Raw genomic sequence first — 12,380 nt, 5'->3', positions numbered from 1 at the left:
TGAAGTCTATCGTTGATAATCATCATACCGCCAGGGATTCGTTCAATGGTCACCTTAATTCTCACAAGTGTTACCTCTATTTTTTTGTTTCATTTTGAAACACATCATGCATTTTTTAAGCGCTACATTTCTATTATATAAAGATCCTATCGATCACTCAATAGCAATTACGTTTCATTATTCAACGCTTTATTTAACTTTCTCCACAACGTTGTGCGGTTGATGCCCAACCTTTTACAAGTTTGGGACTGGTTCATTCCTTCCTCCTGAAGGACATGCGTGATGATTCGCCGTTCAATTTCCTCCATAGTTCCTCTTAGATCTATTTGTGTGGAAGCCGTCGCTATGTTCAGGTTCGCAGATTGCCTATACCGATCAATCACCAACGCTGCTTCTTTGGATTCAACATAATTTCCTTTGGTTAATATAAGCATTTCATGAATTGCGTTTACTAGTTCACGCAGATTGCCCGCCCAATGATATTGCATTAGTTCATCCATCGCCGAATCGCGAAAACCTACGATCTGCTTGCCTGATTGTGAGTTATATGAGGCAATGATCACTCTTACAATCTCATCCAAATCCTCCACACGTTCTCTCAGCGGAGGGATCGTAAAATGAAGTTCACTAAGAGCCATAATGAGATCATGGTTAACATCAGCCCTGCTTCTCAGTCGGTTCAATGTGGTCGAAGAGGATGCTACAAAGCGGATGCTCTTATAGTGTTTAACGACTTGGAGCCATTTATCTTGCGCTACACGATCTAGCCTGTCCACATTATTCAGATATAAGGTCCCCGCGAAACCTGTTTCCGGCAAACTAAGCTCCTCTTTGGTGCCCATTAACAAACCATCCAATTCCTGTTCCGTCATCTCCTCGCACGAAATCATATAAAAACCCAGATCATGCCGCTTGCTTGCGGAATGAATTGCTTGGGCAAACATAGACTTGCCCGTTCCCTTCTCCCCTGAAATCCAAACATTACGGTCGGTTTGTGCATACTTACTAGCCCGTAATATCGTTTTCTTGAGGATAGAACTCGAACCGACTAACTGATTAAAGGTTGTGATCCTTGAAGGGATATAAGCCGCAAATCTTCGCTCATTTCTCCAATTTTCAATGGAATCTAGGCTAACCAAGTAATGAAAAGGGCCTACTGTTCCATGAGCCGTGACGCTGACTTTATATTGCTGGTCGTTCACGTGAAGGAATTGCTGCAGCAGGTCCTTAGTGCCCGGCGTTTCTTCAAATTGTTGAATTAATTTATATAGGACAGGAAAAAGCAATTGTATACTGCTACCGCACACATCTTCTTCCGGCTTTCCGCCTATCATGTTACCTGCTGCCTTATTTATATATGTCACGTTCTTCTTTTGATCCAAAGCAAAGATAGCCCTTGCGTCGTTATCCAATATTTCCCGATAAAACATCACCTTTTCTTGCCCTCGTCTATATACATCAAAGACTCTACTCACTTCTTGAAACATGTCGCTTACCGATTCTCGTCCCGAAGTAATCAAGATCCCATGATAACCCATCTCCTGCGCGGCACGTACCGTAACGGCGTCGCCCAGTACGATTTTCACATCAGATTGAAAAGCTTGCCGCAGCGCACTCTTTACCTCCGACGGGTCCCCGATAGAAAATGTAGGGATTTTAAACTCTAATAGACTTGACACCTCTGACACAGCTTTACATATGTTAGGAAAACCGATGATGGCTACTTTGGAGTTTGCTTTCCTAACGAGCGTTAACACTCGTAAAATATCGTAACCAGATACAGGGATATCCACTACTGGAAGGGAAGAATGCTGGCGAATCAGGCTGGCCGTGCCTCCGCGACTTACGATCATATTGTAACCGCGTTCTTCAGCAAGCTGCACTAGCGGTATGGCCTCCTGCAGGTCAGCCACTTCCACATCCATGTGAATAGCTGTTTCTTCCTGCACCATCTCGAGCAAAAGATCTCTTAACCCAACGTAGGGAGCTATGGCTAAAACGTTAATTTTCATCTCCTGCACCCCTTAATCGTTTCATAATGAAACACTTTTTCTGAAATTATAATACAAAAGGCCACCCTTAGATAGAGTAGCCTTTTGTATTATCGTTCCCCAGCCCGCCTATGGTGCGACGGATTCATCGTAGCAGCACATTGTCGAATCTCCTGCTAAGTAAATATGAATTGCGGCCCTCATGGATGGAGTTCCCCCTCCGGATCCCAGCTGTCTATGCCGCTGAGCACAGTCTGTACAGTAATTGCATCTGCCTCCGCTTTTGTAAGATGCCGTGACCAACGTACCCGGCTCTCCGGGTCGGCTCCCGGCCCCTTGCTGCCGTATTCCCCGTAACGGGCCGTCAGCTCTCGTGCGGGATCACGCCAGTTATTCCAGCCATCCGGATGAATATGCTTCTCCATATCACATCGGAGAAACAAGACATGTGCATAAGCCCGCCAAGGCCTGCCTAGGAAAACGCTGTGCTCGGGAGCGGCTCCCGTCAACGAGCAGTTCAGAAATACATATCCGTAAGACTGTCCTTCGGGTGCATTCGATGCGGTAATATAGCCGGTTTTCGGATTCAAGCCGTTCATTTCATCGCCGGTACGGATTATGCTTCGAATTTCGCAGCGTTCAAAAACGACCGTCGCCGAACCGAAAATAAAGTCTACCGTTCCTTCAATATAGGAATCCACGAAATAATGCCGTCCGTTCCCAGGTGTATACAGGGTATCCTGACGGCCTAGCAAGCGGATCCTGCGGAAGACGGCTTTGTCTCCCTCCGAATGCAAGGCAACCGCCTGACCCACAATATCCCCACAGCCCGCATCATTGCTTATCGTCAGGTTCTCCGCCTGAAACAGATCTGCATAAATGTACATGCTGCAGCTCTTGAAGGTGCCGATCTCCTGTCCCTCGGCATCCTTCATGCGTGCGTAGTCGCCATATACCAACACCGTCTCTTGCTGGCTTTCACCAAGCAAGGTAAGATTCCGTTTGCTCTGTGGGACTATAAGCTTCTCCCGGTATATCCCCTTGCGGATATAGATAACAGTACGATTCTCCGAATGGTCAGGCACAGCGTTGATCGCTTCCTGAACAGTTCGAAAATGGCCGCCGCCGCCGGCATCCACTATGAGTTTGTCCATGTTTCTCTCCTCTTGTTCCTTTAAACTAAGCCGTCCATGGCCGCACAGGCCAGAATAAAGGCGCCCATTCCATGAAGGTCGTTTTCACTTACCGGACGGGAAATATAATTTTGATAGTCGCCTGCCGAAGTACCTATACAAATGTCCGGTACGACAAGACGACCCTCTTCATCAAAATAAACCCGCTCCGTCAAACCACGGAATCCTTGGCGCGCAGCTTCCAAGGCAGTTTCATCCACACATCCGTGCTGATACGCTTTAGAAATGGTATAAACGAACAAACTGCTGCACGAGGTTTCCAACCAATTGTCTGGCCGATCCCCTTTATCCACTACCTGATACCATAACCCCGTCTTCTCATCTTGAAATCTGATTAGACCGTGAACGAAGCGCTGCAGCACCTGCCCCAATTTCTCCCGGCCGGGATGATCCGCCGGTAATTCGTCAAGGAAATCAACCAGCGCCATCCCATACCAACCAAGAGACCTACCCCAAAACTCAGGAGAACACCCGGTATCTGGATTCGCCCAAGGAAACTGTCGACTCTCATCCCAAGCATGATACAGAAGCCCAGTACGCTCATCCGACATATGCTTTCGCATTAAATGTTCCCAGTCAAGCACCATTTCTATCAGCTGTAGATCTCCGTACTTCCGTGCATAGATGACTGCAAAGACGCCACCCATGTACAGGCCGTCCAGCCACATCTGGTAAGGATATTTATCCTTGTGCCAAAAGGCTCCCTCCGTTGTTCGGTTCAAGGTGTTGAACAGCTGACGCAGCTTTTCCGCCGCCACCCGATACCGCCGATCATCAAATTCTTCATCCAACGTAAACAGAAGCAAACCGGCCATAATGGCATCCAGTTCATCTCGGGCAAAGAAAAAATTTCCATTCGAATCCACGAGAGAATCGACATAACCCTTTGGATAGTTCAGGTATACGTCATCCCCTGTTTTTTCCCAGACCTGCATCATTCCGTATAAAAAAATACCCGCATGATAATGCCACCTTTTGGCAGGCGGCAGCTCCTCGGGTTTAAATTTGGTCATCAAGGAATCACAGGCGGCTTTAGCCCACTCGACGGGCGTTTGCGGTAACGTATCTTTCATAAGACTCATGATAGGTAAAGCTCCTTTCGAGCAGCAATTATTCGAATAATCGTGTAAGAACGGGAAGCGGCTTCGGTTTCAATCCGGCTAGCTCATGGCATAACCACCGAATGAGAATCGCCTGCGTTCCCGCATTCATATCTCCCTCGGCGAGCCCCAATCCCAGTGGAACGGCGATCGGCATATCGGGATAAAATTCCTCTGCTTTCACCTGCGCCACATTAGGCGCAATGGGAGAATGACCAAGCTCTCTGGAGAATCCGCAGTCACTCTGCTTCAGTCTAATCATATTGGCCAGTGTGATTTCAGTTATTTCTCGCATGTCCTCAGCCGGAACTTTCAGCTTCATAGAAGACAGAAGATTAATAGGATTGCGGATATAACACATATCTTTGGCATCGTCGTTTCGAAGTGAATATTGGATGCTTTGATACATTTCCCTGACCCGCGGAAGAGGAATTTGAAACCTGTTATAAAAAGTATGAAGCTTGAAGGTCCCCGAAATCCGGACATACCAGTCCCCCTCTCCCCATAGCCCTGTATGGCTGTCCTGAATGGAATCGAAATAGCCAAGTGCCTCCTTCAGAAACGGCTCCCGCTCCTCTTTCGTCAATTGTCCAAGGTACGGGGCTGAATTACAAAGCCGATCGCATCCACGCCAACTGTTGGCTAGACTAATGCTTCGAAGCCATTCTCCGTAAGCTTTTGGGGACTTCATATATTCAGGAGAAGCTTGCCGCTCCTTCGATAGGGGGTAAAGCGGAGCCCCTCCAAGTTTAGCCATGGAATGAAGGCTGTAGCCGATGCCCCGGCCCACCATAACATCGTCCAATCGCATGTTAGGGTCTTCATCATAGAAATTCCCGGACGTTGGATCCTGCTTCGCTTGATAAAAGCGTACCATACGTTCTTTGCGTTCCGGACTCAGTTTCTCCAAAATCCCGCAGCGCTCCATAATATTGACGGCCTGCGACGTAGACTCAATGTCAGGCGTGAATGTTCCTGATTCCTTAGAGCTTCGGGCATAGAAGAAGCCCCCTGTTGTCTCGTCGTACTGTCCTTCCAGCCATGTAAAAAAACCTTCGAATACCCCATCCATTTCCTTTAAAATATTCTCGATGCTTCGGTTCAACGCAAATCCTCCCCACTCTTTCGACCGATCGGCCGGTATCGGAATCGACGGAATATCACCGTTCCGTTACCTACGGCATCGAGTCCTATTCGTAAGCTTAGGAATCCGCCCAGCGTATTATGATGAAGTCCGGAGGCATCCACCGTTTTGTCATACTGATTCCAAATCATACCGTCCTCGCTGTAATGGAAGGAAACGATATGATGATCATTGCGAATACGTAATAAGGTGCTGCTCCCCTGCACCGGGATGGACCTGTAGTTCTTGAAGCTGCGGAAATGACGGACTCCGGACGTCGTAACTCCCAGACCGAGCTGGGCTTCATCGTTATAGTAAAGTACGAGCCGACCCTCCGCCTCATCGGTCGCGGCAATTTCTATCGTGACCTCATAGCTCTCGTCACCCGGCATATACAAAAGTGGCGAACCCTCTTCTTTTTCCTTCCGGCCGGCTGTAATAAGAGTTCCTTCTGAAACCCGAAAACGCTCCTCCGGAGGATGGCCGTTGCACTGCCACTGAAGCCCCAACTCTGTCCCGGTAAAGTCGTCCTCCATCGGCATTCCGCTATCCGGTTTCGACCGCATCTTCATTGCCGTACCTGATGGTTTAAACCAACCATCCTCCGTAAACTCGACTGGCTCAATCAGCGTTTGCCGGCCTAATGTATGGAAGCTGTTCAGATAACCGTGATAGACCACCCACCAATCCCCATCCGGGGTATCGATCAAAGAAGCGTGTCCTTTGGACCACCAAATTTCGTTCCGAGATAACGTTCTTACGATCGGATTGTAAGGCGAATGCTCCCAAGGCCCCCAAGGGTTAACAGATCGTGACGATACGGCCATATGGCCGGTAGGCGGACCCGCCGTCCCTCCCTCTGCAACGGTTAAATAATAGTACCCTTCCCGGTATGTCACTTTAGGACCCTCTAAACTGAAGGCTTCCACCACCCAATCCTCCGGGTATTTCCAACCATCGTAGACATGTCTTGGCGATCCTATCACGGACTGACCGTCCGGTGCCAACTCTACAAAATCCCCGCCGGAGAGATGCAGATACCGCTTGCCGTCCGGTGCAGCAAGATGTCCCGGATCGATGCCCTTGATATTAAGATCGATGGGATCGCTCCATGGTCCTAATGGCGACGGTGCTGTGATTACCCAATTCGTCCGGTTTGCGGGGAAATAGATATAATAAGTTCCATTATGCTCTGCAAAATCAGGCGCCCAAACATCCCCGATATACTGACGAAGAGCAGCTGAAACCGGCTTCCAATTGATTAAATCCCGGGAATGCCAAATCAGCAGCCCCGGCAAATACTTGTAAGAGGTATGCGTCATATAATAATCACGGCCGACTCGAATAACTGATGGATCCGCGTAGTTGCCTCTCATTGCCTGCAAAGGATAAGCGCTTTTTTGCTTCATCAATGACAGCCTCCAATTCAATTACCCCTTAACGGAGCCTACTAAAGCGCCTTTAGCGAAATATTTCTGTAGGAACGGATAAACAATAAGGATCGGCAAAGTGGAAACCACAATAACGGCCATTTTTATCGTTTGCTCCGGCGGCTTGACGAACTCGTTGCTCGTATCAGCCGCCATGCCGCTTGCCGCAATTACAATTTGGCGCAGCAGAACTTGAATCGGCCATTTGTCCGCATCATTCATGAACATAATCGCCCCGAAGTAAGAGTTCCAGTAGTTGACAGCGTAGAACAAAGAAATCGTAGCCAGAGCCGGCATCGATAGAGGCAGAACGATCCGGAATAGTATGCCGAAATCCCCGCAGCCGTCGATCTTGGCCGATTCCTCTACCCCGTCAGGCAAGCCCTGGAAGAAACTCCGTAATATAATCAGGTTGAAAGCGCTGATCGCTCCAGGAAGAATTAAAGACATATAAGTATCGATTAATCCAAGGTTCTTCACGATCAGAAAGGAAGGAATCAAGCCGCCGTGGAACAGCATCGTGAACACAATCATCAGATTCATCGTTTTGCGGCCATCCAAATCCCTTCTCGTAAGGCCATAGGCCATCATTGAAGTGAGAATCATGCTGATCAGCGTGCCCACGACGGTAACGCCGATGGATACCCCCATGGCTTTGAACAGTGTGTTCGTTGAAAAAATATATCGATAGGAATCAAAAGTAAAAACGGTCGGGAACAGGACAAACGGTTTGCGTGCCATCTCTTCCGCAGTCGTAAACGACCCCATTACCACGTGAAGGAACGGAAGCAGCATCAAAATAGCGATAAGGCTAAGCAAAAGGATGTTGAAAAGATCAAACATCTTGCCGGCGAATGTTTTATCTGTAACCATAGTTAGTCCTCCTTCATATGTAGCGGTTCTTAATAAACACCGTCTTCGCCGAATTTCTTCGCCAGCCAGTTGGATCCTACCACGAGGGCAAAGCCGATGACAGATTTGAACAAGCCGACGGCGGTACTGAAGCTGAACTGCCCTTGTTTTAATCCTGCCGTATATACAAACGTATCCAGAATCTCCGCCACGTCTTTATTCATGGAGTTGAGGATCAGATAGATATGTTCAAAGCTGGTATCCAGCACATTTCCGATTTTGAGAATCAACAGCACCACAATGACATTGCGGATGCCAGGGAGCGTGATGTGCCAGATTTGCCGGAATCGGCCGGCTCCGTCCATACGTGCCGCCTCATAAAGGCCCGGGTCAATAGACGCCATTGCTGCTAGGAAAACGATGGTTCCCCAACCCGCTTCTCTCCATATCACTTGCAGAACATACATGGGATAAAACCATTCCGAGTTCATAAGGAAGTTGACAGGCTGTAAGCCGAGAATAACCATAATTTCGTTAATTATCCCTCCGTCCATGGTCAACATGACGAAAGAGATGGATACAATAATGACCCATGAAAGAAAATGTGGAATATAAACGATCGTCTGAACAAGCCGTTTAAAGTAACCATTCGCTACTTCATTCAGCATGACCGATAGAATAATGGGTATTGGGAAATAGAACACGATATTGACCACGAACACAATCAGTGTGTTCTTAAATATCTGCCAAAACCCAGGATCGGTAAACAACCGACGAAAGTGTTCCAGCCCAACCCACTCACTTCCCAAAAAACCTTTGTAAGGCTGATAGTCTTGGAATGCGATGACGAGTCCAGCCATGGGGATATATTTGAAAATAATAAAATATAAAAAGCCTGGTAAAACCATAAGATAAATAAATTTGTTCCGGAGAACCCTTTTCCAGAACGGGTTTTTCGCCTTTGGGACTGATGTCAGCTCAGACCGAGCAGCTATATGGTTCATGATGTGGGCCTTCCTTCCTTGTTGAAAGATAAGGCCGCTGAGTCATTCAGCAGCCTCCACCTTTTAACGCTGATTATTTTCCACCGTTATTTTTGAACTGCTCGTTGAACTCGTCGATGATTTTTTGACCGCCGTCATTTTGCCACTTCTTCACTGCCGACTGGAAGCCTGCCTCGTCAATTTTGTTCATGATGAACTGGTACGTAGCGTCTTTAATTTGATCCTGGAGCCGGGCACCCTTTTCATTGAACGTTTTGGAGTCAAGAGATACGGATGGGTCCGTTACCATAAATTTAACAGCTTCATTTGCAAGATTGTTTGCCTTCTCAAGAGCAGGCAGAGCGTAGAAGCTAGGTGTTATGTTTGTTGTCTCGTACAGCGCCATGTTCAGATAAGGTCTTACTTCCTTCTCAATCAGCTTGCTGTCCGTGGAAGGGACTACTTTGCCGTCTTTCAACGTATAATGCTCGTCCTTGAGACCGTATTTGAGTAGATCGGCTATTTCAGGAGAGTAGAATTTATCCATGACACCAAGGATGTTCTTCAATTCCTGTTCGGATTTAACGGAAGATTTCGGGAAAAGCACAACAGTTCCGTAGCCAGAAAGCCCCCAAGTAATGTTCTTGCCGTCAACGCCCTGAATGTCATTGGTTACCTCGTACTGCGCTTCCGGTATGTTTTTCATCGTTTTCTCTTGGAAGCCTTTGACATCGCCCATCGTCCCGATATATAGTCCTGAGCGGCCGGTGTACATCAGGTTCTGCTGATCCGTTTTGCTCGTAACCGGGAAGTCCTGGTTGATCAGGCCTTCATCGCGGAGCTTTTTCATAAACTTCATCGTGTCCGTATATCCCTTGGTCATGAATTCAGGAACGAGCTTGCCGTCTTGAGTTCCCCAGCCGTTCGGTGTTCCGAAATACATGGAGAGTGTTTTGAAGGCGCCGTACACTAAATCGTTACGGTCTGAGATAGGGATCGTTTTGCCGCCGCCGGCCAAATCCGCTTCTTTGAACTTTTTCAGCATGTTGTATAGTTCGTCTACCGTTTTTGGCGCGGAGAGTCCAAGCTTATCGGCCCAGTCTTTCCGGTAGATCAAGCCAGCGCGAGCCGGTTGTCTTTCCTGGTACAGAGAGTAAATTTTCCCGCTAACGGCTGTATTATTAAGGATTTTCTGATTCAAGCTCTTGAGGTTCGGATAATCCTTCAAGTAAGGACCGACTTCCCAAAACTGGTTATTCTTGATGGCATCGCGCATGAGGATAAAGGAAGCCGCGTTCTTCAAGTAAACAACCTGGGGGAGGGAGCCCGTTGCAAATGCAGCTTGGAACTTTTCATCATAAGAACCGTCCGGTACCCATTGAATGTCCAGTTCCGAATTTGTTTTTTGCTCAAGAACCTTCTCAAGCTTATCGGAAGGAACCTCGGTTGTTTGCAAATCGGCCATGATACTGATCTTGACAGGACCCTTCGGTGCTTCACTTGTTGCTTTCGCTGCTTCGGAACCTGTGTCTGTTTTACTGGCGCATCCGGCCAGCATGGAAACTGCCGTCAGTGCGGAAAGGATAATGGCGACTTTCTTCTTTGTCATCTTGTGGACCTCCTTGAATTGGTGTTGATGGATGTTGATGGCTTAATCATAATGAGAAGCGCAGATTACGTATATAATCATGAGATTTGTCTGTGATATTACAGGCGATACTTGATCTTTTATAATCTGATGATTATTTTTGATTTGAAGTGATTATTGCCATCCAGTCCTATTTAAGGGAACTCAAGCGCGCTATACCTCTTTCATATTCCGGATACATCTCGGATAGATACCCATCCGCCATCATCCCGTCTGTAAAGATGAAATATATGGTTACAGACACGATTCCACATCCCCCTCGTATCTGTAACGATGAAAAATATCTTTACAGCTTGAACCTAGCCAAAAGGAGATCTCTCGTGACTCAGAAAACTTATACTTTATTAAACTTTTAAAAAAACGGCCGTATAAAACTCATCAAACGAGCTTTATAAGGCCGTATTCGTATTTATTGCTCTTTCACCCGGAACCAGTCGACGTCCACATAACCTCCCCCGGGTTGCCCTTGCTGCTGTAAACAAAATAATCCGAGCTTCGCACCGACCCAACCGCCCGGCACCGCAATGAAGCAGTCACCGATCGGTACGAAGTGCTCGCCATCCAAACTATATGCGAACGAACACTCCGCCTCCAGCACAATGGATACTTTGAAATAAACAGTGCTCACACCAGCCGGGAGTTCAATTTTCTCCATGATTTCTTCTTCCGAGCCATCCTTGCTCCCCCTTCCCTGAACATAAGTAAGGTGTACCTGCTCATCAGTTTGACTCATCGCGATATAACGATATTCATGCCCAAATACAGTAAAACCGGCTCTATCCCATGTTGTTCCAGGCTGGAACGTCAGCTTCGCCGTCGCAGTGAATGCGGGGGCCGGAAGCTTCTGACAAAGCACGTTCGGCGTTTGATATAGCGCCGATACGCCAATCGGCAGAGGCTCGGCATATAAACGGAGCTTACCTGGGCTATCTTTTAAGGAATACCAAGATGTCTTCCAATTCGCCTGCCACTGCCATTGCAGACCCAGAGACGGCGATTCGAATTCATCGCTCGTAGCAGGAACGGTAATCGGCCAATCCCGCCCAACATCCGGCTTCTTATGCACCAACACAGGCTCTCCGATCCCATCATCGTTCGAATCGATGCCCATCTCAGGCCAGTCGTACTCCCAACGGATCGGCTGTAGGTGGACGATACGCCCGTATGCTTCCCGATCCTGAAAGTGTACGAACCACGACTCCCCGGAACTCAATTCGACGTAACCGCCTTGATGAGGTCCATTAATTTCAGTGTCACCTTGATGAAGCACAATTTTATCCTCATAAGGTCCCGTAATGCTTCTGGAACGTAGAATTGTCTGCCACCCGGTAGGAACACCCCCAGCAGGCGCAAAAATATAGTAATACCCGTTGCGTTTATACAATTTTGGTCCTTCCATCGTCGGATGATCGGCTTCCCCATCAAAAATGACCTCACCATCGTCCAGAAGCCCTTTGCCGTCCGCACTCATACGGCACAGCTTAAGCTTATGTTTGATTCCAGTTCGGCTTTTCGCAAATGCATGTATTAAGTAAGCCTCACCATCCTCGTCCCAGAATGGACACGGATCGATCCAGCCTTTGACCTCCTTCACCAAATGAAGTGGGGACCACGGTCCTTTCGGATCCTCTGCAGTCGTCATATAGATACCCTCATCCGGTGCGCTGAAGTAGATCCAAAACTTACCGTCATGAAACCGTATGCTAGGAGCCCATACGCCATCCCCATGCCGCACTACATTGTCATAACCGCCGGGCAGCCGGTCCACGGCATGTGCGATGATCTGCCAGTTGACAAGATCTTTGGAATGAAGAATCGGCAATCCGGGTGAGCTGTTGAAGCTCGATGCTGTCATATAAAAATCTTCACCGACGCGAACTACGTCCGGGTCCGAATAATCGGCGTAAATGACCGGATTCCTGAAGTTACCATTTCCCAGATCAGCTGCCCAAATGGGGATACTATCTTGATTTCTTTCCATTTTCGTTTCCATTTTTGTTTCCCCTTTCGATTTCACCTGTGCTACTATGTACAAATAATAGATCGAAACTGCGATGTTT

Annotated in this window: 9 protein-coding genes; all 9 read right to left on the bottom strand. The window is 47.7% G+C overall.

The window, feature by feature from the left end; all coding sequences use genetic code 11:
* Positions 1–167 precede the first annotated feature (167 nt).
* Positions 168–2,012 (bottom strand): sigma-54-dependent Fis family transcriptional regulator, encoded by a 1,845-nt coding sequence (locus QFZ78_RS34260; RefSeq protein ID WP_307553973.1) that lies wholly within the window; start codon positions 2,010–2,012, stop codon positions 168–170.
* 179 nt (positions 2,013–2,191) lie between these two features.
* A complete protein-coding gene (locus QFZ78_RS34255; protein ID WP_307553971.1) occupies positions 2,192–3,145 on the bottom strand; it encodes a pectinesterase family protein in 954 nt (317 codons plus the stop codon).
* 20 nt (positions 3,146–3,165) lie between these two features.
* Entirely contained in the window at positions 3,166–4,266 is a 1,101-nt protein-coding gene (locus QFZ78_RS34250; RefSeq protein ID WP_307553969.1) for a glycoside hydrolase family 88/105 protein, read from the bottom strand.
* A gap of 28 nt (positions 4,267–4,294) precedes the next feature.
* The gene (locus tag QFZ78_RS34245) at positions 4,295–5,389 is read right to left on the bottom strand and encodes a hypothetical protein (RefSeq protein WP_307553967.1); all 1,095 of its coding nucleotides are present in this window, start codon (positions 5,387–5,389) and stop codon (positions 4,295–4,297) included.
* Positions 5,386–6,816, bottom strand: coding sequence for a family 43 glycosylhydrolase (locus QFZ78_RS34240; RefSeq protein WP_307553965.1), 1,431 nt, complete (start codon positions 6,814–6,816; stop codon positions 5,386–5,388). The genes QFZ78_RS34245 and QFZ78_RS34240 overlap by 4 nt, the downstream gene beginning before the upstream one ends.
* Before the next feature lie 21 nt (positions 6,817–6,837).
* A complete protein-coding gene (locus QFZ78_RS34235) occupies positions 6,838–7,710 on the bottom strand; it encodes a carbohydrate ABC transporter permease (protein ID WP_307553963.1) in 873 nt (290 codons plus the stop codon).
* 29 nt (positions 7,711–7,739) lie between these two features.
* Positions 7,740–8,693 carry an ABC transporter permease gene (locus QFZ78_RS34230; RefSeq protein ID WP_307553961.1) on the bottom strand — a complete coding sequence of 318 codons (954 nt, stop codon included), beginning with the start codon at positions 8,691–8,693 and terminating at the stop codon, positions 7,740–7,742.
* Between the two features lie 73 nt (positions 8,694–8,766).
* Positions 8,767–10,281: an extracellular solute-binding protein gene (locus QFZ78_RS34225; protein WP_307553959.1), complete on the bottom strand. Its 1,515-nt coding sequence runs from the start codon at positions 10,279–10,281 to the stop codon at positions 8,767–8,769.
* A gap of 448 nt (positions 10,282–10,729) precedes the next feature.
* Positions 10,730–12,313, bottom strand: a complete 1,584-nt coding sequence (locus QFZ78_RS34220) for a glycoside hydrolase family 43 protein (protein ID WP_307553958.1) — start codon at positions 12,311–12,313, stop codon at positions 10,730–10,732.
* Positions 12,314–12,380 lie beyond the last annotated feature (67 nt).

This window comes from Paenibacillus sp. V4I5, from assembly GCF_030817255.1.
Taxonomy (GTDB): Bacteria; Bacillota; Bacilli; order Paenibacillales; family NBRC-103111; genus Paenibacillus_E.
Note: the sequence above shows the minus strand (reverse complement) of the source record. Positions and strands in the feature narration are given on the sequence as shown.

Excerpts from the sequence above, each read along its gene's own strand:
- QFZ78_RS34260 (WP_307553973.1), bottom strand. The coding sequence starts at position 2,012 with ATGAAAATTAACGTTTTAGCCATAGCTCCCTACGTTGGGTTAAGAGAT.
- QFZ78_RS34255 (WP_307553971.1), bottom strand. The coding sequence starts at position 3,145 with ATGGACAAACTCATAGTGGATGCCGGCGGCGGCGGCCATTTTCGAACT.
- QFZ78_RS34250 (WP_307553969.1), bottom strand. The coding sequence starts at position 4,266 with ATGAGTCTTATGAAAGATACGTTACCGCAAACGCCCGTCGAGTGGGCT.
- QFZ78_RS34240 (WP_307553965.1), bottom strand. The coding sequence starts at position 6,816 with ATGAAGCAAAAAAGCGCTTATCCTTTGCAGGCAATGAGAGGCAACTAC.
- QFZ78_RS34235 (WP_307553963.1), bottom strand. The coding sequence starts at position 7,710 with ATGGTTACAGATAAAACATTCGCCGGCAAGATGTTTGATCTTTTCAAC.
- QFZ78_RS34230 (WP_307553961.1), bottom strand. The coding sequence starts at position 8,693 with ATGAACCATATAGCTGCTCGGTCTGAGCTGACATCAGTCCCAAAGGCG.
- QFZ78_RS34225 (WP_307553959.1), bottom strand. The coding sequence starts at position 10,281 with ATGACAAAGAAGAAAGTCGCCATTATCCTTTCCGCACTGACGGCAGTT.
- QFZ78_RS34220 (WP_307553958.1), bottom strand. The coding sequence starts at position 12,313 with ATGGAAACGAAAATGGAAAGAAATCAAGATAGTATCCCCATTTGGGCA.